The sequence below is a fragment of the Streptomyces sp. Act143 genome (assembly GCF_003143935.1).
Lineage (GTDB): Bacteria > Actinomycetota > Actinomycetes > Streptomycetales > Streptomycetaceae > Streptomyces.
This window is the reverse complement of the sequence record NZ_QFRX01000001.1, coordinates 6,873,045-6,897,442: the sequence shown is the minus strand read 5'-3', so window position 1 is coordinate 6,897,442 and position 24,398 is coordinate 6,873,045. Positions and strand designations below refer to the sequence as shown.

The window sequence follows — 24,398 nt, the reverse complement described above, 5'->3', positions numbered from 1 at the left end:
ACCCGGCGGGGGCTGGGGGGCGACCGGGGCATGAGGACGGCTGGGGGTCTGGGGGTTATCCCCCAGGAGATGCAGCATCAGCGGGTCCGGGGTTCGAGTCCCTGGCGGCGCACGTCGGAAGGGCCTCTCGTGGGAGCGAGGGGCCCTTCGGCATGTCCGGCGTTTGCATGTGTTGTGCGTCCGCCTCGGTCAGGGGGCGGTACGTCGTCTCGCCCGGTGGGCGCCACCACACCGGGTCCGGGCACCGGACGCCCTCCCGCCGCAGCAGCGACCGGTGGACCTTGTTCGTGGCCGTCACCGGCATCCGCTCCACGACCCGCACGAACCGGGGCGCCATCTTCGTGCCGAGGTCGGGCTGGGCGGCCAGGAAGCGGGTGAACGTCTCCGGGTCGAAGCTCCCGGCGAGCGCCGCCATCACCTGGTCCCCGGTCACCGGGTCCGGCACCGCGTACACGGCGACGGCGCCGGCCCCCTCGTACCGGGCGAGGATGTTCTCAATCATCGCGGCGGCCAGGTTCTCCCCGTCGACGCGGATGCGGTCGTCGCCGCGCCCCGCGAAGTACAGGAACCCCTCCGCGTCCCGGCAGAACAGGTCCCCCGTCCAGTACCAGCCGTCCCGCCGCCGCTCCCGCTCCGCCGCCGGATTGCGCCAGTACCCCTCGAAGGGGTTCGGCCCCTTGTTGACCAGTTCCCCTATCGCCTCGTCCCCGTTGAGCAGCCGCCCCGCCGCGTCGAACACCGCCGCCGGGCACTCCGCGCGCGTCCGCGGATCGAGTACGACCAGACCGGGCCCCGCCCGTCCCACCGCCCCGGCAGGCGTCCCCGGCGACCACTGCACGGCCGCGCCGCCCTCCGAGGACCCGTAGCCCTCCACCAGCCGCACCCCGAACCGCCGCTCGAAGGCCATCGCGTCCACCGCCCCGGCCTCCGTGCCGAAGCCCAGGCGCAGGGGGTTGTCCCGGTCGTCGGCGCGTTCCTCGGTGGCGAGGACGTACTGGATGGCCCGGCCCACGTAGGTGAAGTACGTCGCCCCGTAGCGCCGCACGTCCGCCAGGAACCCCGACGCCGAGAACCGGCGCCGCAACGCGACCCCCGCCCCGGCGGCCAGCGCAGGCGCCCAGTCGGCGATCACCGCGTTGCCGTGGAACATCGGCATGCAGATGTAGTGGACGTCGTCGGGGCCGACGCCGAACTGGTCGGCGAGCGAGCGTCCGGCGGCGGCCAGGCGGCCCTGGGAGCAGATCGCGGCCTTCGGGGCGCCGGTCGAGCCCGAGGTGAAGTAGAGGAGGAGACGGTCGCGCGGGGTGGCCGGGGAGGGGTCGGGGCGGGCGTCGCCGTGCGGGGCCAGCAGCGCCTCGTACTCCTCCGTGCCGGTCAGCAGCGTGCGGACGCCGGGCAGGTCGAGGCCGGAGAGGAGCGGGAGGTGGGCCGCGTCGGTGATCAGCAGGCGGCACTCGGTGTGCAGGATGTCCCGGCCCAGTTCGGGGCCGCGGCGGGTCGGGTTGATGCCGGCGACGGCGGTGCGGGCGAGGGCCGCCGCGCTCAACCACAGCGGATATTCGGGGGTGTTGTCGAGGAGGACGCCGATGTTCGCGCCACCGGGCGGGAGCAGGTCGGTCAGCAGTGCCGCCCGGGTCGCCGCGCCCGCCGCCACGTCGTGATGGGTGAGCGTCCGCTCCTCGAACCACAGGCCGGGCCGGTGGTCGCCCCACCGGCCCGCCACCAGCTCCGCGACCGTGCACGCCTTGGACTCCATGGCCGCGCACGGTAGTTGATGGCCCGTCAGATGAGGAGGGTCATCACGGATTCATCGCAACGGATTCATCGCAACGGATTCATCGCCACGGAGTCATCCCACGGAGTCACCTCACGGGGTCACCTCACGGAGTCACCTCACGGGGTCGTCTCTCGGGGCCATCTCACGGAGTCATCGTCACGCCGTCCACGACGATGGTGTTGGTCGTGTCGTCCACGCCGTCGCCGAAGCCGAACTCGTCCGACATCTGGTTGAACGTGACCATGAAGGCGATGCAGAAGCCCGCGACCACCCCGAGGAACGCCAGGACACCGATCGTGGACGCCGCGAGCACGGTCCGGCGCGGGGCCTTGGCCGTGGCGACGACCGTGGGGCCCGCGGCGTAGTACACGGTGACGAAGTCGCCCTCCAGGACCGTCCCCGGGCCGTCCTCCTCCTCGAAGCGGACGGTACGGCCGTCGCGGGCGGTGAACTCGTAGACGTGGTGCAGCGTGGTGCGCACCGACGTGTCGCCGCTGCCGCCGTGGGTCGTCGTGTACATCCGCAGACAGCGCGCCTCCGCCGTGAGCCCGCTGTTCCAGGCCCGGCGGATCTGGATCGCCCGGCGCAGCACGCGGTAGGCGCCGAACAGGACGAGGGCCAGGATGAGGCCGGGTACGAGGTAGAAGAAGGTTTCCATGATGTTCCCCCGTGATCGGAATGCTGGTCGCGCGGGGAACATACCCGCCGGTAGGGGCGGAGTTGCTCAAGCGATGCTCAGAGTTCCGGCATGAAGAACAGCCCGAAGACCGCGCCGGGCCACGTCGGGCCACGTTGTCGGCCATCCGGGTCACGGCCCAGGCGCGCACCGCCCTCGCCCGGGCCGTCAGTGCGTCCGTCAGAAGGTGACGTCCGAGCAGGCGTAGAACGCGTTGCCGGTGTCGGCGATCGTCCACACCGCGAGGATCACGTGGTGGCCGCTCAGCCCGGACGGCAGGGTGCCGCTGTGGGAGAGGGTGGACGGGGGGCGCTGACCGTTGTAGGGGACGGTCAGGAACGGGGTGAGGTTAAGGTCGGAGCGGGTCAGTGCGTGGTTCTGGTTCCAACCCGCCTTGGTGACGTAGTACTTGAAGTCCGTCGTGGCGTGCATCGCGGTGAACTGCCAGCGGAAGGTGTAGCTCTGACCGCCCGTCACCTTGGTCGTGGGCCAGGCGCCGCCCGAGGGGGTGGTGGGCGAGCTGAGCTGGCTGAAGCGGCTCACGCCGCCGTTGCATATCTGCCCGTCGGCCGGTCCCGACCCGGGGAAGCCCTTGGGGCCCTCGACGCTCTGCGGCTCCCACTGGATGTCACCGCAGTTCGTCACGGTGCCGTTCTGGCAGAGCTTCTGCCGGCTGACGGGGAGGTCGGTGTAGCCGTGGCCGCTGGCGCCGCCGGAGGAGAGCACGAGGGCTCCGGCCGTGCCGAGACCCAGCACGGCGGCGTACCACTTGGTCTTTTTGCGCATGCTGCCGCTCCCTGGAGAACGTGGGGGAAGTTCACTGAGGCGTGCAGGTCTAGACCAAATCTCAGATTATTGCGGACGCTTGAACATGTCCATACCAATCGGCGGACTTGTTCGACGGGTCGGCCCAGGCGCCCGTCACGCCCCCTGCTCCCCCCGCCCCGCGCAGAACGCCACCGTCAAGTCCTTCACCAGCGCCTTGCGTTCGTAGTCGTCCAGCTCCACCAGACCGCGCATGGTCAGCCGGGTCACAGTGTCCTCCACCGAGTCCACGACCGACGTCAGCACGGTCGCCCGGTGCGCCGCGTCCAGCGCCGCGATCCGGCGGCGGTGCATCGCAGCGGCGACCTCGGGGGCGTACTCCACCCGCACCGGCTGGACGGAGAACACCTCCAGACCCACCGGCGCCGCGTCCGTCGCGACCAGCCGGGTCAGCGCGTCGGCCGTCGCGTCGACGGACGCCTTCGGCGAGCCCGGCAGTTCCACCGGCACCCGTGCCAGTGCCGCCTCCACGCACTCGCGCAGATAGCCCTCGTGGTCCTCGACGCCCAGCGCGGCCCGTGCGGTGTCCCGCACCCGCCACACCACGAGGACCACCACCCGCAGCGCGACCCCGTTGCCGTCCGCGGCCGGCATCGGCTCACTGCGCCAGTGCCGCAGCCGTACGTCGACCCGCTGCCGCAGCAGCAGCGGGTTGACCCACATCAGCCCGGTGCGCCGTACCGTGCCCCGGTAGCGGCCGAACAGCCCGAGCACCCAGGCCCGCCCGGTCCGCCCGCGCGCCAGCCCGCCGAACCCGAACAGGCCGAGCGCGCCGGCCCCGGTGTACGCCGCCCACTGCGCCGGACCGAGGCCGGCACCCGCGTACTCCGGCAGCCGCAGCGCCGCCACCGCCAGCGACGGCAGCGCGCCCGCCCACCAGGAGGTCGCCACACAGCCGGCCACCCCGCAGGCCCCGGCCAGCACCCCCGCCGAGCCGGGCAGCACCCGCGCCGGGTGCTCGGCCAGATCGGGGTCGACCTGCGGGGCGGGGCGCGGGGCGGCGGCCTGGGCCGGACGCCGGAAGCGGGGCTGCTCGCCGGTGCCCTGGCGGCGTCCGACGACCGAGGGCGGGGAGCCCACGGCCGCGGGGCTCAGCGGTACGGCCCCGGTCTCGGGGTCGTCGCGGAACAGCAGGTGGACGGGGATCTCGGTGGTCGCCTCGTTCTGGATGAGCCGGGCGGGCCGGGCGACCGTCGTGATCTCGGCCGGTCCCTCGGGTTCTTCCGTGGATGGTGTGGTGGTGCTCATGCGTGCCTCCAGCCTCCGCGCCAGAAACGTCATGACAGTGGATGGGTGTCGCGGACCACGGACCACTTGGTGCGGGCCACGTGGTGCGGGTCACGGGGTGCGGGTCACTTGAACAGGCGCCGCCAGGTCTCCGGGCCCGGATAGCCGTCCGCCGCGCCGCCCCGCCAGCCCTGGGCGCGCTGGAAGGCCTCCACGGCCCTGCGGTCCGCCTCGCCCCAGCGGGGGCCGGGGCCGGTCGTGTAGAACCTGCCGAACCCCTTCTTCACCAGCTGCTCGCCGAGCCGGGTGACGTACTTGTTGCTTGCGCCGGGCCGGAACATCGCCCGCCCCGGATAGCCGGGCACCCCGTGCGAGGAGGGTGCGGCCGAGGAGGGTGCCGGGGGCCCGGCCGCCCCCGTCCTGATGTCGTTGCCCTTGCCCGTCACCAGCAGCGTCCAGGTCTGCGGCCCCGGCAGCCCGTCGGCGTCCCGGCCGGTCCAGCCCTGGGCCTGCTGGAAGGCCCGGGTGGCCCGCCGGTCGGTGTCCGTCCAGCGCGGTCCGGGGCCCGAGGCGTAGAAGCGCCCGGCGCCGCGCTCGACGAGCATGCGGCCCAGCTGGGTGACGTACTTGTTGTTGGCGCCGGGACCGAAGTACGCGGCGCCGGGGAACGGGACGGCGAGCGGCTCGGCCGGTTTGTCGCTGCCCGCGGCGCCCGCGACCAGGCCCTTGTAGCGGTAGGCGGCGTAGCGGGCCGAGTTGCTCCAGTACGCGTACGGGGTGGCCTGCTTGCGGGCGCGCGGGCGGGTCTCCTCGTAGGCGATGTAGTAGGTGTGCGTGTAGTCGGTCCAGCCGCCGAAGATGACGACGTGCGAGCCCTTCTCGGGGTCGACCGGGTTGTGGAACAGCAGGATGTCGCCGGGCTGGAGATCGTCCTTGGCGATCCGCACCCCGTACTGGTCGAGGCTGCCGGTCCACTCGTTGCCGGGCAGGTTCCAGGCCATGGAGACGAAGCCCGAGCAGTCCTGCCGGTAACCGTCGGACCAGTACTCCGTCATGCTGTACGGCACCTGCGCGGCGACCCAGCTCTTGGCCCGCTTGATGATCGCGGCGCGGGTGGTGGCGGGCGCCGTGATCCCGGCGGGTCGGCCGCCGGGGCCGTGCAGCGGGGCCTTGTCGCCCTGGGGGGTGTCGGGCTCGTCGGCCGCGGGAGCGTGCGGGCGGTCCGGGGCGTGGGGGGCGGCGAAGGCGGGGGCGGCCTGGGTCACGGCGATCGCCGCGGTGGCCGTCGCGGCGAGGACGACGGCCCGGTGTGCCGCCGGGTGGCGGCCGGTGCGGGAATGCGGCAGTACGCGCCTCCAGTGAACGCATCCGGGGCAGTCGCAGTCGCTCACGGGATCGAATTCCTCGAACGCCGGTTCCTCGAATCCCGGAGTCTCCATGCGATTCCCCTCACACTCCAGATGGAAATGTCCGCACCTGTGCACATTCGTCAGTTTCTCAACTGTCTTCCGGACGCGCATGTTGACGGTCCGAATGATGTACGCCCCCTGCTCCGCCCCAGGTGGGAGCACCCGACGATGGTCAGGAGCACCCTCCGGCGTCCGGTAGAGTTCTCCGGGTCAGCAGGCGCCGCTAGCTCAGTTGGTTAGAGCAGCTGACTCTTAATCAGCGGGTCCGGGGTTCGAGTCCCTGGCGGCGCACAGACAAGCAGGAAGCCCCTCGTGCGAACGGGGGGCTTTCCGGCTGTCCGGGCCGATACGCTCTCGGCGGGAAGGCACTTAGGTACCATCCGCGCACTGCTGTCCACAACGGCTCCACAAGCTCCCCACAGGGGCCACAATGAACGCCTATGACCGGTAAACACCGCGTTTCGCATCTTGCGATCATGCCTGGCACCGTAGAAACCTTGTTTTCCAAGATGCTGCGTATTCGCGGCAGTTGGGGGGCACGGAGCCGGTTGCGGGCGCGGACGGGGTGAGGGGCCCCGTTTCATAAGGAGATGCCGAGGGGGGCATCATGCAACCGGAAGGTCGCAGTTCCATGTCTATTGGTGTGGACGATGTGGTGACTGCGGCCCACCACTGATACGCCTGTGAAGGTCGAGGGGGACTCGAGCAGGTGTAAGGAACCGACACAGCACGCGACGACCCGCGTGCGGGGGGATGACTCATGACGTCGACGCCGACGGGCGCCCGGCAGAACTACGACCCGTCCCAGACCACCCAGCTCAGGGTGGCTTCACAGACTCGGACGGGCACGTTCCGCCGGATCAAGAAGACACTGCCGAAGTACGACTACGAGCACTACAGCCGGCTGGCAGGTCCCCTCACCCAGCCGGATCCGACCAAGCCGTACAAGGTGCAGTACCGCTCACTGATCTCGCAGGAGCCGCACCGCATAAGGGTCGCCCTGATGCTGGCCGCCGCGCCGGTGCTCTCCCTCGTCCTGCTGTTCTGGCTGCTCCAGCCCGAGCACTGGACCGAACGCGACTACCCCGCCTTCGACTTCCTGCCGGCCCTCGACATCGTCATGCTCGTCTCGATCGGCCTGATCGAGTTCTTCCGCTGCATGAACGTGCTCTCGAACGCGCACGCCACGCTGGTCGCCCGCGACCCGATCCCGGTGGTGCCCGAGACCGGCACCAGAGTCGCCTTCCTGACCTCCTTCGTGCCCGGCAAGGAGCCGCTGGAGATGGTGACGAAGACCCTGGAGGCGGCGGTCAAGCTGCGCCACCGGGGCCTTCTGCATGTCTGGCTCCTCGACGAGGGCGACGACCCCGAGGTCAAGGAGGTCTGCGCCCGGCTCGGCGTGCACCACTTCTCCCGCAAGGGCGTCGCGCAGTGGAACCAGGCCAAGGGCCCGCACCGCGCCAAGACCAAGCACGGCAACTACAACGCCTGGCTCGACGCGCACGGCGACGACTACGACTACTTCGCCTCCGTCGACACCGACCACGTGCCGCTGCCCAACTACCTGGAGCGGATGCTCGGCTTCTTCCGCGACCCGGACATCGGCTTCGTCATCGGCCCGCAGGTCTACGGCAACTACGACAACTTCGTCACCAAGGCCGCCGAGTCCCAGCAGTTCCTCTTCCACGCCCTCATCCAGCGTGCCGGTAACTACTACGGCGCCCCGATGTTCGTCGGTACGTCGAACGCCGTACGCATCAAGGCGCTCAAGCAGATCGGCGGCCTGTACGACTCGATCACCGAGGACATGGCCACCGGCTTCGAGATCCACCGCCACAAGAACCCGGCGACCGGCCGGAAGTGGCGTTCCGTGTACACGCCGGACGTGCTCGCCGTCGGTGAAGGGCCCAGCGCCTGGACGGACTTCTTCACCCAGCAGATGCGCTGGTCGCGAGGGACGTACGAGACGATCCTGAAGCAGTACTGGAAGGGCTGGTTCTCGCTGCCCCCGGGCAAGCTCTTCAACTACACGATGATGATCATCTTCTACCCGATGTCCGCCCTCAACTGGATTCTCGCGGCCGTCAGTTGCGCGCTGTTCCTGGGCCTGGGCGCCTCGGGTGTGAACATCGACCCGACCGTGTGGCTGATGCTCTACGGCAACGCCTCCGCGCTCCAGATCGGCCTCTACGTCTGGAACCGCCGTCACAACGTCTCGCCGCACGAGCCGGAGGGCTCCGGCGGTGTGGCCGGCATGGTGATGTCCGCGCTGTCCGCGCCGCTGTACGCCAAGGCCCTGATCGACTCCGCGCTGCGCCGCAAGAGCAAGTTCGTCGTCACCCCCAAGGGCGACTCGGCCAGCCCCGACCGCTGGTTCGCGACCTTCCGCTACCACTGGTACTTCATCGTCATCTTCGGCGGCTCGATCGGGGCCGGCTTCGTCTACGGACACTCGCACCCCGCGATGATCACCTGGGCGATCTTCGCCATGCTGATCACCGCGACCCCGATCTTCGTGTGGCGGCACATGCTGCGCCAGGAGAAGAAGCGGCCCGCGACGCAGGCGCAGGACCCGGCGGCCGTGCCGGCACAGCAGCAGTACGAGCCGCAGCCGCTGCCCACCGCTCCGCACGCCCCGGCGCCGAAACCGACCTGGGCCGCCTCTCAGCCGAACAGCCAGGGAAGCGGCGGAGGCAACGACCAGACCATGCAAATCGCCCTGGGTGGACTTGGGGGACGTAAGGAATGAACGACCAGGCTGGACGCCGCCGTGCCCGTCGCCTCGCGATCGGCACGGTGGTGGTACTCGCACTGGCCGGGATGAACGGGCCGTGGCTCTACCGCTTCGGCACCGAGAAATACCACCAGTACCAAATCAACAAGCCGGAGTACAAAGCCGAGAACGGCAAGTGGGAAGTCGTCGAGTTCCCCGAGGAGTACCGGCAGAACACCATCCACGCGGCGCTGCTGCGCACCGGCAAGGTGCTGCTCGTCGCGGGCTCCGGCAACAACCAGGACAACTTCGACGCCAAGAAGTTCGACACCCGGATCTGGGACCCGGTCAAGGGCACCATCAAGAAGGTGCCCACCCCCAGCGACCTGTTCTGCACCGGCCACACCCAGCTGGCCAACGGCAACCTGCTGATCGCGGGCGGCACCAAGCGGTACGAGAAGCTGAAGGGTGACGTCACCAAGGCCGGCGGCCTGATGATCGTCCACAACGAGAACCCGGACAAGCCGATCACGCTGCCCGCGGGCACGAAGTTCACCGGCAAGGAGAACGGCAAGACGTTCGTGTCCAAGGACTCGATCATCGTGCCGCGCGCGAAGAAGAACTTCGACCAGGCGACCGGCAAGTTCCTCGGCAACACCCCCGGCATCTACCGGGTCTACGTCGAGGCGCAGAAGAAGGGCCGCGCGTACGAGACCGGCACCCAGGACAACTACCGCATCCAGGGGCTGTCCGGCACCGACGCGCGCAACACCTACGGCATCGCACAGAAGCTCGCCCTGGACAAGAAGGACTTCCAGGGCATCCGTGACGCCTACGAGTTCGACCCCGTCGCCGAGCGGTACATCAAGGTCGACCCGATGAACGAGGCCCGCTGGTACCCGACGCTCACCACCCTGAGCGACGGCAAGATCCTCAGCGTCTCCGGCCTCGACGACATCGGCCAGCTGGTGCCGGGCAAGAACGAGGTCTTCGACCCGAAGACCAAGAAGTGGACGTACCTCGCCAAGAACCGGCAGTTCCCGACCTACCCCGCGCTGTTCCTCATGCAGAACGGCAAGATCTTCTACTCGGGGTCGAACGCGGGCTACGGACCGGACAACGTCGGCCGGGACCCGGGCATCTGGGACGTCGACACCAACAAGTTCACCAAGCTGCCCGGGCTCAGCGACGCCAAGCTGATGGAGACCTCCGGCACGGTGCTGCTGCCGCCCGCGCAGGACGAGAAGTTCATGGTGATCGGCGGCGGCGGGGTCGGCGAGTCCGAGCAGTCCAGCAACAAGACCCGGATCATCGACCTGAAGGCCGACAACCCGAAGTTCGTGGACGGTCCGACGCTGGAGAAGGGCACCCGCTACCCGAGCTCCTCGATCCTGCCCGACGACACCGTGCTGGTGTCGGGCGGCTCGGAGGACTACCGCGGGCGCAGCGACTCCAACATCCTCCAGGCGCGGCTCTACCACCCGGACACCAACACCTTCGAGCAGGTGGCGGACCCCCTGGTGGGCCGGAACTACCACTCCGGGTCGATCCTGCTGCCCGACGGCCGGGTGATGTTCTTCGGGTCGGACTCGCTCTACAGCGACAAGGCCAACACCAAGCCGGGCAAGTTCGAACAGCGCATCGAGATCTACACCCCGCCGTACCTCTACCGGGACTCGCGGCCCTCCCTGTCGGGCGGCCCGCAGACCATCGAGCGCGGCGACTCGGGGACCTTCACCTCCCAGCACGCCTCCACGATCAAGAAGGTGCGGCTGATCCGGCCGAGCGCCTCCACCCATGTCACGGACGTCGACCAGCGCTCCATCGCGCTGGACTACAAGGTGTCCGGGGACAAGATCACGGTGACGGTGCCGAAGAACAAGAACCTCGTCCAGTCGGGCTGGTACATGCTCTTCGCGGACGACGACCAGGGCACGCCGAGCAAGGCGCAGTGGGTCAAGGTTCCCTAGGGCCGGTCCGTACGTGACGGAGGGCGCCCGCCGGACGGTCCGGTGGGCGCCCTCCTCGTCGTAGGGGCGTCGTAGGGGCTACTTGCTCGCCTTCGCCAGGGCGAGCGCGTACTCCGCCCACCACTCGCCCGCCTTCGGGCCGCCCTTGCACTCGCCGTCCGACTCCCCCGGCCGCTTGACCCAGACGTAGGCGTCGACCAGCGGGTCCGCGGTCTTCGTCGTCGGGGGCTCTCCGAGGGCCCGGCCCGGCGGGTTGCACCAGCGCTCGTCGGCCTTGCCCTCGGTGTACGGGCCGTTGCCGTTGCGGCTGGTGTCGATCACGAAGTGCTTGCCGCCGACCTTCTGCGACAGCTGCTTGCCGTAGGCGATGGAGTCCTGGGTCGAGTAGAAGTTGGAGACGTTGACCGAGAAGCCGTCGGCCCGCTCCACGCCCGCCCACTTCAGCGGCTCGAAGATCTGGTCCGGATGGCCCCAGCCCGCGTTGCCCGCGTCCAGGTAGACCTTGGTGTTCTTCAGGGACTTGAGCTTGTCGATGGCGCCGCCCAGCAGGTCGTAGCGCTCCTCGTGGAACTCGTCCTGGGTGCAGCCGTCGACCAGGTGCAGTACGGCGTCCGGCTCCAGGATCACCGTCGCCGGGCGGTCGCCGATGCCGGCGGCCACGCCGTCGATCCAGGAGCGGTACGCGTTGCCGTCGGCGGCGCCGCCTTGCGAGTACTGGCCGCAGTCGCGGTGCGGGATGTTGTAGAGGACCAGCAGGGCCGTGCGGCCCGCCTTCTCGGCGGCCTCGGTGAAGCCGCGGGCCTCCTGCTCGGGGTTCTCCGGGCCGATCCACTCACCGGTCGGCTGCTCGGCGATCCTGCGGATGTGGTCGGCGTCGGCCTTCTTGCCGGACTTCTCGTACTCGGCGACCTGCTGGGCCGCGTTGCCGTCCGGGTTGACCCAGAACGGGTCGGTGCCCTTGGGCTGTTGAGTGATCCGGGCGCCGGAGCTGTCCTCCGGATCGTCCTTGTCCCCGGACGAGGAGCATCCCGCGATCAGCAGCGCCGCCCCCAGCACCATCGCGGACGTCCTCGCTCCGGCCCCCCTCATGCCGTACATGCAGCTCCCCCTCGGGTGCACTCGTCCAAGTCTCAATCCTGACATAGGTGTCCTGGGGCACACGAGATCGCCCGCGCCTTGTCGGGGAGCTGTTACAGCGCCCGTGGTCTGGGTAGGTGCGCGCCACACGGGGGAGCGGGCCGCAGGGAAGGGAAGTGCGTGTTCATGCACCACACCACCCGGGAACTCCGGCTGGCGGCGGCGTTGGTGGAGGCGGCTGACACGCTCGCCGACGGCTTCGACGCCGGGCACTATCTGCGCCGCGTGGCCGACCACTGCGTGGAGCTGCTGGCCGCACGGGCCGCCGGGATCATGCTGGTCGAAACCGGGGAGGCGGTGTCGTTCGCCGCGAGCAGCCGCCGGGAGGCGGTGGCGCTGGACCTGCTCCAGGCGCAGCACGGCGGCGGGCCCTGCCTGGACAGCTACGCGTCCGGCGAACCGGTGCCGCCCGTCTCCATCCGGGTGGCTCACGCGGCGGCCCGCTGGCCCGAGTTCACCGAGCGGGCGCTGCGCCACGACATCGTCGCGACCTTCGCGGTCCCCTTACGCCGCCAGGGGTCGCTGTTCGGCGCGCTCAACGTGTTCGTGCCGACGCTGCCGGACCGGACGGCTCCGCCGGAGCCGCTGGGCGACGCGGTCCTGCCCGCCTGCGAGGCGGAGGTGCGGGTGGCGCAGGCCCTCGCCGACGCGGCCGCCGTCGGTCTTCAGAACCACCGGGAGCACACGCAGTACCGCACCCTGGCCGCGCAGTTGCAGCAGGCGCTCTCCAGCCGGGTGCGGATCGAGCAGGCCAAGGGCATGCTGGCCGAGCGGTGGGGGGTGCGCGCCGACGACGCGTTCGCGGTCCTGCGCCGGTTCGCGCGGCGCAACCGGCTGTCACTGGACCGGGTGGCGACCGCCGTCCTCGAACACGACATCGACGACGCGGCGTTGCGCGGCGCGGGCGGCAAGGGCGGCGCGGGCGGCCGGCCCTCCGGCGCCCCTTCGTAGAACCCCGTACGACCTGGGTGGATGACAGAGCGCCGTCGTCCTCTGACTTGGCGTTAATCGTCCTCTAGGCCACGGCGCTCATCCGTTCTAGAGTCTTCCCCACAAGGCCCCAGCCCCCGGCCTGTCGTCCATTCACCATGGCTGCCCAAGCCTCCCGCGTCGGACGCCGGGTTACTCCCGCAGCCCGTGCGCGCGCGGTTGAGGACCAGCCCGGTCGGCGGCTTCGGGGGGAGCGGGCCGTCGACCGGGCCAGGTGCCTGGCGGGCGACGGGGCTCACAGGCCGGTTCCGGTCAGATACGCCGACACGATCACGTTCGCGGTGTAGCTGCGGCTCGCCCGGTCGAAGGTGCCGCCGCAGGTGACCAGCCGCAGTTCGGCCCGCCCGGGCTGCCGTGGCCCGTACGCCTGCCGGGCGTCGAAGTGGTCGCGGGTGACGACCTGCACGTCGTCGACGGTGAACTCGGCGACTTTGCCGTCGTCCCGGATCACCCGGACCGTCTCGCCGGGCTGCACCGTGCTGAGCTTGTAGAAGACCGCGGGCCGGGTCTCGGTGTCCACGTGCCCCACCATCAGCGCGGTCCCGGCCGCCCCGGGCCGGGTTCCGGCGGCGTACCAGCCGACCACGCCCGCCTGGTCGTACGGCGGTGGATCGATACCCCCGTCCCGGTCGAGCCCGCGGGCGACCACGGGCGCCTGCACGCCGAGCCCGGGGATGTCGATGCGCTGCGGCCGGGCGGCGGCGAGCGGGTGCAGGGCGGGCGGCAGCGCGACGCCGGGCGGCCGGCCGACCGCCGCGACGTCGCCGGTGGTCGGCGCCGATATCCCGTTCCGTACGTCGGTGACCTCACGGCCCCACAGCCACAGCCCGAGCAGCAGCACGGCCCAGGCCACGCCGGTCAGCAGGCGGCCGGTGGTGCGGGCGCCGGGGTGGGGTGCGTCGGTGTGCTCGGGCATGGCCGGTCAGTCGCTCCCGCGGCTCCGCCGGGACCTGCGCAGCGCCACCGCCGTCGCCGCGACCCCGGCCAGCACCAGGCCGGTCACGGCGTGCGCGGTGCCGGGGCCGGTGGCCGAGGCGGAGGCGAGGTGCTGCGCGGTACCGCCGCCGCCCGCGTGGACGGGGGCCACGGGGGACGCGTACGGCGATGGCCGCGCCGAGGCGTCCACGACGGTCAGGGTGCCGGTGCGGGAGGCGTCCCCGCAGGCGATCCGGACGTCGTAGCTGCCGGCCTCGAGCTCGGTGCGGACCCGTGTCTCCCCGACGAGGGTGCCGTCGGCGCCGGCGAGGCGTACCTCGGCGACGAACGCCGCCGAGACCGCCGTACCGGTTCTGCTGCTCGCGCAGCCGCTCACCCGCAGGGCGATGTCGGTGCCGGGGGCGGGGGACGACGGGGTGACCGCGACACCGCCTGCGTCCGCCGCGTGCGCGGAGGCCGCCGGCGTGAGGACGGCGCAGCCCAGCAGGGCGGTACAGAGTGTGACGCGCAGGGAACCCATCGTGAACCTCCAGACACCTGGAGACTCCCCCCGCGACGGCGGCCCCGCATCCTCAAGGGGGCCACCGCTGCTCCGAACGGGGTGGATTCGGCCCCGACGGCGTTTCAGACGCGGTCGACGAGGTCCGCGATCGAGTCCACGACGGTCGACGGCCGGTAGGGGTACTTCTCGATGTCCGCGTCCGTGGTCAGCCCGGTCCGCACGAGGAACGTCACCATCCCCGCCTCCAGCCCCGCCAGGACGTCCGTGTCCATCCGGTCACCGATCATCGCGCTGGTCTCGGAGTGGGCGCCGATCGCGTTGAGCCCGGTGCGCATCATCAGCGGGTTGGGCTTGCCCGCGAAGTAGGGCTGCTTGCCGGTCGCCTTGGTGATGAGCGCGGCGACCGCGCCGGTGGCGGGGAGGGGGCCCTCGGTGGAGGGGCCGGTCTCGTCGGGGTTGGTGCAGATGAAGCGGGCGCCGGCGTTGATGAGGCGGACCGCCTTGGTCATCGCCTCGAAGGAGTAGGTCCGCGTCTCGCCGAGCACGACGTAGTCCGGGTCGTGGTCGGTGAGGATGTACCCGATGTCGTGCAGCGCGGTGGTCAGACCGGCCTCGCCGATGACGTACGCCGATCCGCCCGGCCGCTGGTCGTCCAGGAACTTGGCGGTGGCGAGGGCCGAGGTCCAGATGTTCTCGACCGGTACGTGCAGGCCCATGCGGCTCAGGCGGGCCTGGAGGTCGCGCGGGGTGTAGATGGAGTTGTTGGTGAGCACCAGGAAGGGCTTGCCGGACTCGCGCAGCTTCTTCAGGAAGGCGTCGGCGCCGGGGATCGGCACGCCCTCGTGGATGAGTACGCCGTCCATGTCGGTGAGCCACGAATCGATGGGCTTGCGGTCGGGCATGTGCTTCGAACTCCAGGCGGTGGTGCGGGAACGAGCGGGGAGCGCCGGAACCACGGCGTACCGACGCCCACAGCCTAATCAGGAAGTGGTGATCCTGACCCCGTCGATCACCGAGTACCGGTTGGGCGGTGCGGGACCCGCGGCTCGGGCCGGCGCCGTCGTCAGCGGCGCCTGCGGGTCAGGAGCAGCGCGGCGCCGGTCAGGAGGAGCGCGGCGGTCGCGGCGAGGGCCGGGCCGGACGGGCCGAGGCCGGTGCGGGCGAGTTCCTCCACGTACGGGAGCCGGTCGTCCCCCGTCGCCGGCGGTCGTCGCGGGTCGGCCTCGACGGTGAACCGGTAGTCGTTGGACTGGCCGACCCAGTCGCCGTCGTCGTCGTGGCGTTGCACGACGGCCGCGTTGGCGGTGACCTGGTTGGCCACGGTGTCCGCGGTGAGGGCGAGGCGGACCTTGACGGTGACGGTCCGGCCGGGGCCGACGGTGAAGCCGGGGCCGCCGAACGCGCCGACGAGTTCGTCCTCGTCGGTGGCCTCGAAGCGGACGGGGCGGGGGCGGTCGCCGTCGGCGGCGTCCTCGTAGAACTCCAGGCGCGGCTGCCCGGCCGTGAGGGCGCGTTCCTTGTCGACGAGGACGATGACCGGGTGGATGTCCGTGCAGGTGCGGGCGGTGGTGTTGGTGAGGTCCAGGTACCAGGTGCCGAAGCCGCCGCCGGGGGCGTAGTCGGCGGGGCCGCCGTGGATGCGGGTGGTCAGGGGGAAGGCGCGGGAGCCGGGGGCGTCGCAGGCGGGGGCGGCGTGCGCCGGGGGCGCGGGCGCGAGAAGGGCGGCTGTCGCGGCGAGGGGGAGGGCGAGAGGCGTGCACAGTCGCATAAGCACATCACCATGGCGGGTGGCGGGCGCTCACGAAGGGTGCCGCTCCGGGCGACGGGGGAATCCCGCCCGATCGGCGGGCGCCGGGACCGGCGGATCAGCCCTCCGCCCTCCCGAACAGGGGCGCCAGCACCAGCTGGGCCGCCCCCTCGGCCACCCCGCGCGCGCCGCCGGAGGCGATCCGTACCGGCACCGCGGCCTCCCCCCGGGCCCGCTCCCGCAGCACCGTGCGCACCCCGGCCGCGAACGCCTCCGGCGCCGCGGCGACCGTACGCCCGCCGAGCAGCACCAGGTCGATGTCCAGCAGCGCGACCAGGTTCGCCGCCCCGACCCCCAGCACGCGCGCCGCCTCGGCCACGTCCCCGCGCCGCACGGCGGCCAGGCACAGCGCCTCGATGCAGCCGCGGTTGCCGCAGCCGCAGACCGGCCCGTCCAACTGGACGACCTGGTGACCGAACTCGCCCGCGCCGGTCCGGGCGCCCCGGTGCACCACCCCGCCGATCACCAGCCCGGCACCGAGGCCGGTGCCGAGATGCAGGTAGGCGAAGGAGGCGCTCTCGTCCGCGACGGCTGGGCCGGGCGCCGCGGCGTTGACGTCCCTGACCGCGGGTCCGTGAGCCGCCGCGCCCGCCTCCCTGCCCCCCGATCGGCGAACCGCCGGGCCGGTGTCCCGGACCGCCAGCCCGAGTGCCGCCGCGTTCGTGTCCTTGTCGACGACGACGGGCAGCCCGAGCCGCTCGGCGAGGGCGTCCCGCAGCGGGAAGCCGTCCCACTCGGGGAACCCCGTGACCCGGTGCAGCACGCCGCGCAGGTGGTCCAGGGGACCGGGCAGCGCCACGCCCAGCCCGAGCACCGGACGCGACCGCGCGGCGGGCACCTGCGCCCCGGCCGCCGGCCCCTCCGGCACGAGCTCCCCCGCCACGCGCGCGACCCCCGCCACGACCGCCTCCGCGCCCGCCCCCAGGTCCATCGGTGCGCACCGCTCCCCCACCACGGCCCCGTCCAGGTCGACCAGTACCGCTCGCAGCTCGTCCCGGTCCAGGTGGACCCCGACCGCGTGCCCGGCCTCCGGCACCAGCCGCAGTACCGTGCGCGGCTTGCCGCCCGTGGACGCACGGCGGCCCGCCTCCGCCGCGAGGCCCTCCTCCCGCAGCCGTCCGGTGATCTTGCTGACGGCCTGCGGGGTCAGCCCGGTGCGCTCGGCGAGTTCCAGCCGGCTGATGCCGCCAGGCCCCGCGGTGCGCAGCAGGTCCAGCACCAGTGCGGTGTTGTGGCTGCGCAGAGCCGGGAGGTTGGCGCCGGCGTTCGTCCTGTTCACGCCCCCATTCTCACCCGCGCTTGCACTTTGGCAACAGCGTTGCGAAAGTGGGACGCATGACTCGTACGCCTGGCACCCCCCTCCGCGTGGGCCTCATCGGATACGGCCTCGCCGGTTCCGTCTTCCACGCCCCGCTGATCGCGGCCACCGAGGGCCTCGTCCTCGACACGGTGGTCACCTCGAACCCCGAGCGCCAGGAGCAGGCCCGCGCCGAGTTCCCGGACGTACGCGTCGCCGCCACCCCCGACGAGCTGTTCGAGCAGCGGGCCGGTGACCTGGACCTGGTCGTCGTCGCGTCCCCCAACAAGACGCACGTCCCGCTCGCCACCACCGCCCTGCGGGCCGGGCTCCCGGTCGTCGTCGACAAGCCGGTCGCCGGGACCGCGGCCGAGGCACGTGAGCTGGCGGCCCTCGCCGAGGAGCGCGGCCTGCTCCTCTCCGTCTTCCAGAACCGCCGTTGGGACAACGACTTCCTGACGCTCCGCAAGCTGCTGGCCGAGGGCGCGCTGGGTGACGTATGGCGCTTCGAGTCCCGCTTCGAGCGGTGGCGGCCACAGCCGAAGGGCGGCTGGCGGGAGTCCGGCGATCCGGCAGAGATCGGAGGTCTGCTGTACGACCTCGGCAGCCATGTCGTGGACCAGGCGCTCGTCCTCTTCGGCCCCGTGACCTCCGTGTACGCCGAGTCGGACATCCGGCGGGCCGGCGCCTCCGTCGACGACGACACGTTCATCGCGCTCACCCACGCCGGCGGCGTCCGCTCCCACCTCTACGTCTCCGCGACCACCGCCCAGCTCGGCCCGCGTTTCCGGGTGCTGGGGTCCGAGGCGGGGTACGTGAAGTACGGCCTCGACCCCCAGGAGGCGGCCCTGCGGGAGGGCAGGCGGCCGGGGAGCGAGAAGGAGTGGGGCCTTGAGCCCGAGTCGATGTGGGGGCGCGTGGGTGCCGGGGAATCCCCGGTGACCGGCGGCGGGCGCGCCGAACCTACCCTCGCCGGGGACTACCCCGCTTACTATGCGGCCGTGGCGAAAGCCCTGCTCGACGGCGGTCCCAACCCGGTGACCGCACTTCAGGCGGCCGCCGCCCTCGACGTACTGGAGGCGGCCCGCCGTTCGGCCCACGACGGAGTGGTGGTGAAGCTGTGACGCACAACACCGAGCTGACCCCGAAGTTCCATCCGGAACTGACGCCGCCGATCGAGGAGTTGGAGGCCCAGGAACGCCGTCTGGTCTTCCGCCGGTTCACCAACGACGACGCGTGGGCGCTGGGTTCGCTGCTGGTGGAGCTGGCCCGGGAGCGCCAGGCGCCGGTCGCGATCGACATCCACCGCGCCGGCCAGCAGCTCTTCCACGCCGCCCTGCCGGGCTCCGCGCCGGACAACGACGCCTGGATCAACCGCAAGCGCCGGGTGGTCGAGCGCTATGGCTCCGCGTCCTACCTGGTCGGCGCCCGGTTCCGCGCGAAGGGGACGACGTTCGAGGAGAGTTCCCGCCTGGACCCGGACGAGTACGCCGCCCACGGGGGCTCCTTCCCCATCACGGTGGAGGGCGTCGGGGTCGTGGGCGCGGTGACGGTGAGCGGATTGCCGCAACTCCAGGACCACAGGTTCGTGGTGGAGGCGCTGGAGCAGTTCCTGGAGAAGGACCGGTAGGACAACGCCCTGAAGGGGGCGCGGGGAACCGCGCGACCAGCCACGGACAACCCGCAGCCGCCGCGCAACCCCGCGCCCCGACCCCTCAGGCGTCCTTGAACTCCTGCCGCTGACGACCGAGCCCCTCGATCTCCAGCTCGACCACGTCCCCCGCCCGCAGGAACGGCTTCGGCTCGGGCGCCCCCAGCGCGACCCCCGCCGGGGTCCCGGTGTTGATGACGTCCCCGGGGTACAGGGTCATGAACTGGCTGACGTACCGCACCACTTCCGCCACCGGGAAGATCTGCTCGGCCGTCGTCCCGTTCTGCTTCAGCTCCCCGTTGACCCACAGCTTCAGCGACAGGTTCTGCGGGTCGGGCACCTCGTCCGCCGTCACCAGCCACGGCCCCAGCGGGTTGAACGTCTCGCAGTTCTTGCCCTTGTCCCAGGTCCCGCCGCGCTCCAGCTGGAACTCCCGCTCGGACACGTCGTGCGCGACCGCGTACCCGGCGACATGCGCGAGCGCCGCCTCCGCCGACTCGACGTAACGGGCCGTACGTCCGATGACGACGGCCAGCTCGACCTCCCAGTCGGTCCGCACCGACCCGCGCGGGACGAGCACCGTGTCGTTCGGGCCCACGACGGTGTCGGCGGCCTTGAAGAAGATCACGGGCTCGGCGGGCGGCTCGGCGCCGGTCTCGCGGGCGTGGTCGTGGTAGTTCAGGCCGATGCAGACGATCTTGCCGATGCGGGCGAGCGGCGGCCCGATCCGCAGGCCGGCCGGGTCCAGCACGGGCAGCGTGCCCGCCTCGGCCGCGGCCCTGATCCGGCCCAGCGCGTCGTCGTCGGCGAGCAGTGCTCCGTCGAGGTCGGGGACGACGCCGGAGAGGTCCCGCAGGACCCCCTCGCCGTCGAGCAGCGCGGGCCTCTCCGCTCCCGCCGTACCGACTCGCAGCAGCTTCATGATCACAATCTCCCTCGATCGCGGGGCGCCCTCCGACGGGTGCAGCCATCGGATGACTGGTCGATCCTCCAAGGTCGACGTCCAGTCCGCAATACCCGGTTCACGGACTGGACCGGCCGCCGTCGGCTCAGCGGTAGAGCACTGCCCGCTCCACCGCACTCCAGGTCGTGCTCGTGACGACGTAGAGCGCGGCGGCCAGCGGCACCACCGCCACGGTGAAGAGCGTGAGGAACGACATGAACGGCATGACCTTGGTCATCGCCCCCAGCCCGGGCACGGCCTGACCGTCCGTGGCCGCCGGAACCGCGGGCACCACCGGATGCGCGGCCATCGTGCGCTTGGTGCGGCGGTAGTTGAAGGAGGCGACGGCCGCGACGACCGCGAACAGGGCGGCGTACACCAGCCCGGCCCCGCCGAAGGCCCCGTCACCGGCCAGCGCGTCCGCCCAGCGGCCCCCGAGGGGCGCGGTGAACAGTTCGTGGGTCAGCAGCGGGTTCGTGGTGCTGGAGAACAGGTGGTAGAGGAGGAAGAAGGCGGGCAGCTGGAGCAGGCTCGGCAGACAGCCGGACAGCGGCGACACCCTTTCCTCGGCGTGCAGCTCCAGCACCGCCTTCTGGAGCTTCTCGGGGTTCTGGGCGTGCTTCTTGCGCAGTTCGGCGATCTTCGGCTGGAGCTCGGTCCGGGCCTTCTGGCCGCGCGCCGCCGCCCGGGACAGGGGGTGGACGAGAAGGCGTACGAGTGCGGTGAACAGGACGATCGCGCCGGCCGCGGCGGACGCGCCGAGCAGGGGGTGCAGGAGGTCGGCGAGCCGCTCGACCAGGGTGGCGAAGACGGACATGGGTGAGCCCTCCGGGGGTCTCGTCAGTGCCGGAACGTTCCGGGGATGTCGGGAACGGCATGACGACCCGCGCGAGGGCAGGCGGACAGAGAGAGGTACGGGCCCTACGCGATGGTCGCCGGGAGGGCGTGTCCGGGGGCTCGGGGCCGGGTGCGGCCCCGGGCGTCGGGGTCGCGTTGCGGCAGGAAGGCCGTACGGCGGGCGCGGTCCCTGATGGCCGTGCGCACCCGGGTGGGCGGCACGGCGGGCGCGCAGCGCGCGGCGGCGAGGGTGCAGAGCGCGAGGGCGGAGCCGGCCGCGGCGGTCGCGGCGAGCGCGACGGTGGCGGAGAGGCTGCCGGCGTCGAGGACGGCGAGCTGGAGGAGCAGGAGGAGGAGCGCGACGGCCGGTGCGGGTCGCGGACTGCGGCTCACCTGTGCTCCCCTCCCATGGACTGCGCGTCCTGTGCTGTCTGCCTCGGTTATACCTGACCGGTCTCCAGCGGCTGAAGGAGCCTCTTCGGCTTCAGCAGCGCGCGGCTGACCGGATCGGCCGGGTCCGGATCGAGTCCGGGCCCCGGCACCATCAGAACGTCCTCGACCGGTACGACGGTTCCGCAGGCGGCGCATTCGCCGTACGGCCCGAGTTCGGTGCCGCAGTCCGCGTGCCGGAAGGAGCGCAGCTGGACCTCGTTGTACTGCTCGCGGTTCCAGAGGCCCAGCGAGCGGAGCGTGGGCCACAGGGCGATGCCGCGGCCGGTGATGACGTACTCGTCCCGCGGCGGCGACTCCTGGTAGCGGCGCTTCTCCAGGATGCCGTGCTCGGTGAGGGAATGGAGGCGCGCGGCCAGCACGGCGCGCGGGATGCCGAGGTGGACGAGGAAGTCGTTGTAGCGCCGTACGCCGTAGAGCGCGTCGCGGATCACCAGCAGCGTCCAGCGCTCGCCGACGATCTCCAGCGCGCGGGCCATCGAGCACTCCTGCGTCGCGTAGTCCTTGCCCAGTGCCATGACGTCCACCTTAGCCACTTTGCGCTTGTTGGTTCGGTGACTGAACCGACCCTGCTAGGGTGCGGGACATGCCTAGGTTCAATAAACGAACCATCACCGGTTCCCCAGCGACGCGAGCAGCGAAACGAGCAACGCCCCGCACGGGGACGCCTCCGGCGCCGCCCCACCCCGGCCGCACCCTCGCCCTGACCAGCGCCGCCACCGCCGTCGCGTTGATGACGTACACCGCGCCGATGGTCACGCTCCCCGAGACCGCAGCCGCCCTGCACACCCCGCTCTCCGCCCAGGCATGGCTCCTCAACGGCACCCCGCTCGGCCTCGCCGCCCTGCTGCTGGTGGCCGGCAGCCTCGCCGACGACCACGGCCGCCGCCGGATCTTCACCGCCGGCACGCTCGCCCTGGGCATCACCGCGGTCCTCGGCGCGTTCGCGTCCACGACCTGGCAGTTCACGCTGGCCCGCATCGCCCAGGGCGCGGCCAGCGCGGGCCTGCTCGCCAGCAGCCTGGGCCTGCTCGTGCACGCCTTCCCCACCCCGCACGGCCGCCTGCGCGCGACCGGCGTCTGGGGCGCGTTCGTCAGCGGCGGCATCGCGGTGGGCCCGCTGGTCGCGGGCGCGCTGCCGGACTGGCGGGTGGCGTACGGCGTCCTGGGCGCCGCGGCGCTGCTCCTGGCGGCCCTCGCCCCGCGCACGCTCACCGAGTCGCGCGCCCCGCGCCCCGGCCGCCCCGACGTGCTCGGCGCCCTGGCCTTCGGGCTGGCGCTCATCGCCCTGATCGCGGCCCTGACGCTGGGCCGGGACGGCTGGCTGCGGGCCCCGGTGGGGCTCCTGCTGCTCGCGGCGGTGGTGTTGGTGGCCGTCTTCGCCCTGCTGGAACGCCGTACGGCGACCCCGATGATCGACCTCGGCCTGCTGCGCCGGCCCGCCTTCCTGGCGTCCTCCGCGGGCGGGCTGTTCACCGGGCTGGCCGTGATCGGCCTCTTCAGCTTCCTGCCGGCGCTGCTCCAGCAGACGCTCGGCATGTCCGCGATGAACACGGCGTGGCTGTTCCTGCTCTGGTCCGGCCTCTCCTTCGCGGTCGCCCTCCAGGCCCGCCGCCTCGCCGGCCGGGTCCCGCCCCGCCTCCAACTCGCCCTCGGCTTCGCCCTGCACGCGGTCGGCGCCCTGGCCATGCTCGGCGCCTTGGCCGCGCACTCCTGGCCCCGCCTCCTGCCCGGCCTCGTCCTCGGCGGCATCGGCAGCGGCCTCCTGAACGCCGCGCTCCCGCTGGTCGCGGTGGAGTCGGTACCGGCGGCACGGGCCGCGATGGGGTCGGGCGCCCAGCAGACGTTCCGGTACGTCGGCTCGTGCGCCGGGGTGGCGCTGACGATCGCGGTGTCGACGTCGACGGGCGGCGGACTCGCGCACGGCGCGGACGTGGCGATGGCGGTGTCGGCGGCACTGGCGGTGCTGGCGGCGGTGTTGCTGGGGGTGCTGCGGGAGCAGCGGGCGTAGCGGGTGCTGGGGGTGCTGCGGGAGCAGCGGGCGTAGCGGGAGCAGCGGGCGTAGCGGGTGCTGCGGGAGCAGCGGGCGTAACGGGAGCAGCGGGCGTAACGGTGGCTCAGCGGGGGCGCACGGAGCTCAGCTTGGCCCATACCACCAGGCGGTATCTGGACGTGTACTCCGGAGTGCAGGTGGTGAGGGTGAGGTAGTGGCCGGGTTCGCTGTACCCGCGGCTCGGATGGCCCGTGGACCGCGGAACGCTGCCGATCACTCCCGAGTCGCGAGCCGAGGTCCGGTCGAGCGTCTGGTCGACGGCGTACGTGTAGACCGCGGTCCGGGTCTCCACCTGGACGGTGTCCTCGTCGGCCAGCCGGTCGAGGTACCGGAACGGCTCCCCGTGCGTGTTCCGATGCCCCGCGAGCGCGAAGTTCCCGGCCTGGCCCGGCTGTTGGGTGCCGGGGTAGTGGCCGGCGTATCCCTTGTCGAGGACCTCCTGCCTGCCGACGCCCTCGGCGACGGGGACGCGGAGGTGGAGGCGGGGGATGGTGAGGATGGCGTAGGCCTGGGACCAACGGGGCGGTGCGGGGCGGGCGGTGGGCTGCTGCCGGGTGGTGCGGGCCGCCGGCGGGTCGCCCGGGTCCTCGGGTGCGGGTGCCGTTCCGGTCGGGTCGGCCGGCGCACCGGTCCCCCACTCCCGCTCCAGCGCCTCCACCTTGCGCTCGGCGCCCCGGCGGGCCTCCCGGTTGGTCCACCACAGCTGATGGGCGACGAGGAGCAGCAGCACGACGCCGACGGTGACCAGGAGTTCACCCCCGGCCCACACCGCACGCCGCCGTCGCGCCCGCCGACGCCGGGTGTCGTGCCGTACGACGGGAATGCGCATGCGCCCACCTGCCCACTGGCCCGCTCAGTCGCCCACCTGACCTGCACCGGGCCCGCACGATAGGCGCTGCTCCCCCAAGTGACCAGCCCCGTCGGCTCCTTGGCCGGGAGCAATCTCTGCCTCCCGACCGCGACACCGCCCGGCACCGCTCCCCCAGGGCTTCCGGAACCCACTACCCCTACCCCTTCTCATAACCGTTGGAGAAATAGAAAGCCGGATAGAAAGAAAGCGCTGTCACACCTCTCGACAACCCCACACGTCACCCCCGATGCTTCGTGATGGCGCGCGGGGGGCGAGAGGCGCGAGCCACTACGTCTTCAGGCCGACACCTGCTCAGGGGCAGGAGGCCGGCCCCACGGAGAGGCGGAG

At 71.9% G+C, this 24,398-nt stretch carries 22 protein-coding genes and 1 tRNA gene; 7 read left to right on the top strand and 16 right to left on the bottom strand.

Translation table 11 applies throughout. The features are described 5' to 3' along the window. Positions 1-55: 55 nt before the first annotated feature. The 5 genes from DI272_RS31590 to DI272_RS31570 form a co-directional block, all read right to left on the bottom strand. Positions 56-1,756, bottom strand: a complete 1,701-nt coding sequence (locus DI272_RS31590) for a long-chain-fatty-acid--CoA ligase (RefSeq protein WP_109498583.1) — start codon at positions 1,754-1,756, stop codon at positions 56-58. 163 nt (positions 1,757-1,919) lie between these two features. Continuing rightward, entirely contained in the window at positions 1,920-2,435 is a 516-nt protein-coding gene (locus DI272_RS31585; RefSeq protein ID WP_258314743.1) for a DUF3592 domain-containing protein, read from the bottom strand. Between the two features lie 198 nt (positions 2,436-2,633). Further along, the gene (locus DI272_RS31580) at positions 2,634-3,239 is read right to left on the bottom strand and encodes a lytic polysaccharide monooxygenase (RefSeq protein ID WP_109498582.1); all 606 of its coding nucleotides are present in this window, start codon (positions 3,237-3,239) and stop codon (positions 2,634-2,636) included. Positions 3,240-3,374: 135 nt separating this feature from the next. Beyond that, complete coding sequence (locus DI272_RS31575) at positions 3,375-4,526, bottom strand: SPFH domain-containing protein (protein ID WP_109498581.1); 1,152 nt, start codon at positions 4,524-4,526, stop codon at positions 3,375-3,377. Positions 4,527-4,630: 104 nt separating this feature from the next. Further along, on the bottom strand, positions 4,631-5,944 hold the full coding sequence (locus DI272_RS31570; protein WP_181387376.1) for a peptidoglycan-binding protein: 1,314 nt from the start codon (positions 5,942-5,944) through the stop codon (positions 4,631-4,633). 187 nt (positions 5,945-6,131) lie between these two features. Between DI272_RS31570 and DI272_RS31565 the strand changes: the two genes are divergently transcribed. The 3 genes from DI272_RS31565 (at position 6,132) to DI272_RS31555 (ending at position 10,597) form a co-directional block, all read left to right on the top strand. Further along, positions 6,132-6,205 (top strand) — tRNA-Lys (locus tag DI272_RS31565). 469 nt (positions 6,206-6,674) lie between these two features. Then, complete coding sequence (locus DI272_RS31560) at positions 6,675-8,663, top strand: glycosyltransferase family 2 protein (protein WP_109498579.1); 1,989 nt, start codon at positions 6,675-6,677, stop codon at positions 8,661-8,663. After that, positions 8,660-10,597: a galactose oxidase-like domain-containing protein gene (locus tag DI272_RS31555; protein WP_109498578.1), complete on the top strand. Its 1,938-nt coding sequence runs from the start codon at positions 8,660-8,662 to the stop codon at positions 10,595-10,597. Before DI272_RS31560 ends, DI272_RS31555 begins: the two co-directional genes overlap by 4 nt. A 78-nt stretch (positions 10,598-10,675) precedes the next feature. Here DI272_RS31555 and DI272_RS31550 read toward each other — a convergent pair whose 3' ends face one another. Further along, a complete protein-coding gene (locus tag DI272_RS31550) occupies positions 10,676-11,695 on the bottom strand; it encodes a glycoside hydrolase family 6 protein (RefSeq protein ID WP_109498577.1) in 1,020 nt (339 codons plus the stop codon). A 165-nt stretch (positions 11,696-11,860) separates the two neighbouring features. Between DI272_RS31550 and DI272_RS31545 the strand changes: the two genes are divergently transcribed. Next, complete coding sequence (locus tag DI272_RS31545; RefSeq protein WP_109501151.1) at positions 11,861-12,685, top strand: GAF and ANTAR domain-containing protein; 825 nt, start codon at positions 11,861-11,863, stop codon at positions 12,683-12,685. Between the two features lie 274 nt (positions 12,686-12,959). Here the strand turns inward: DI272_RS31545 and DI272_RS31540 are convergent, their stop codons facing one another. The 5 genes from DI272_RS31540 to DI272_RS31520 form a co-directional block, all read right to left on the bottom strand. Next, positions 12,960-13,640: a class F sortase gene (locus DI272_RS31540; protein ID WP_109498576.1), complete on the bottom strand. Its 681-nt coding sequence runs from the start codon at positions 13,638-13,640 to the stop codon at positions 12,960-12,962. Between the two features lie 6 nt (positions 13,641-13,646). Beyond that, on the bottom strand, positions 13,647-14,180 hold the full coding sequence (locus tag DI272_RS31535) for a hypothetical protein (RefSeq protein ID WP_109498575.1): 534 nt from the start codon (positions 14,178-14,180) through the stop codon (positions 13,647-13,649). 104 nt (positions 14,181-14,284) lie between these two features. Beyond that, positions 14,285-15,064 (bottom strand): HAD-IIA family hydrolase, encoded by a 780-nt coding sequence (locus DI272_RS31530; RefSeq protein ID WP_109498574.1) that lies wholly within the window; start codon positions 15,062-15,064, stop codon positions 14,285-14,287. Positions 15,065-15,225: 161 nt separating this feature from the next. Continuing rightward, the gene (locus DI272_RS31525; protein WP_375138082.1) at positions 15,226-15,930 is read right to left on the bottom strand and encodes a hypothetical protein; all 705 of its coding nucleotides are present in this window, start codon (positions 15,928-15,930) and stop codon (positions 15,226-15,228) included. A 97-nt stretch (positions 15,931-16,027) separates the two neighbouring features. After that, the gene (locus DI272_RS31520; protein WP_109498572.1) at positions 16,028-17,248 is read right to left on the bottom strand and encodes an ROK family transcriptional regulator; all 1,221 of its coding nucleotides are present in this window, start codon (positions 17,246-17,248) and stop codon (positions 16,028-16,030) included. A gap of 56 nt (positions 17,249-17,304) precedes the next feature. Between DI272_RS31520 and DI272_RS31515 the strand changes: the two genes are divergently transcribed. Together DI272_RS31515 and DI272_RS31510 are read left to right on the top strand one after the other, a co-directional pair. Further along, the gene (locus DI272_RS31515) at positions 17,305-18,390 is read left to right on the top strand and encodes a Gfo/Idh/MocA family oxidoreductase (RefSeq protein WP_109498571.1); all 1,086 of its coding nucleotides are present in this window, start codon (positions 17,305-17,307) and stop codon (positions 18,388-18,390) included. Continuing rightward, a complete protein-coding gene (locus DI272_RS31510; protein ID WP_109498570.1) occupies positions 18,387-18,896 on the top strand; it encodes a heme-degrading domain-containing protein in 510 nt (169 codons plus the stop codon). The genes DI272_RS31515 and DI272_RS31510 overlap by 4 nt, the downstream gene beginning before the upstream one ends. A gap of 85 nt (positions 18,897-18,981) precedes the next feature. Here the strand turns inward: DI272_RS31510 and DI272_RS31505 are convergent, their stop codons facing one another. The 4 genes from DI272_RS31505 to DI272_RS31490 form a co-directional block, all read right to left on the bottom strand. Beyond that, positions 18,982-19,839, bottom strand: a complete 858-nt coding sequence (locus tag DI272_RS31505; protein ID WP_109498569.1) for a fumarylacetoacetate hydrolase family protein — start codon at positions 19,837-19,839, stop codon at positions 18,982-18,984. A gap of 127 nt (positions 19,840-19,966) precedes the next feature. Next, positions 19,967-20,677 (bottom strand): YidC/Oxa1 family membrane protein insertase, encoded by a 711-nt coding sequence (locus DI272_RS31500; RefSeq protein WP_109498568.1) that lies wholly within the window; start codon positions 20,675-20,677, stop codon positions 19,967-19,969. 104 nt (positions 20,678-20,781) lie between these two features. Further along, positions 20,782-21,090, bottom strand: a complete 309-nt coding sequence (locus DI272_RS31495) for a DUF6412 domain-containing protein (protein WP_109498567.1) — start codon at positions 21,088-21,090, stop codon at positions 20,782-20,784. Positions 21,091-21,137: 47 nt separating this feature from the next. After that, complete coding sequence (locus tag DI272_RS31490; RefSeq protein ID WP_109498566.1) at positions 21,138-21,665, bottom strand: helix-turn-helix domain-containing protein; 528 nt, start codon at positions 21,663-21,665, stop codon at positions 21,138-21,140. Positions 21,666-21,733: 68 nt separating this feature from the next. Between DI272_RS31490 and DI272_RS31485 the strand changes: the two genes are divergently transcribed. Beyond that, complete coding sequence (locus DI272_RS31485; protein ID WP_109501150.1) at positions 21,734-23,158, top strand: MFS transporter; 1,425 nt, start codon at positions 21,734-21,736, stop codon at positions 23,156-23,158. A gap of 106 nt (positions 23,159-23,264) precedes the next feature. On the opposite strand, the gene DI272_RS31480 is transcribed toward DI272_RS31485, so the two are convergent. Then, a complete protein-coding gene (locus DI272_RS31480) occupies positions 23,265-24,029 on the bottom strand; it encodes a class E sortase (protein ID WP_109498565.1) in 765 nt (254 codons plus the stop codon). Between the last annotated feature and the right edge of the window lie 369 nt (positions 24,030-24,398).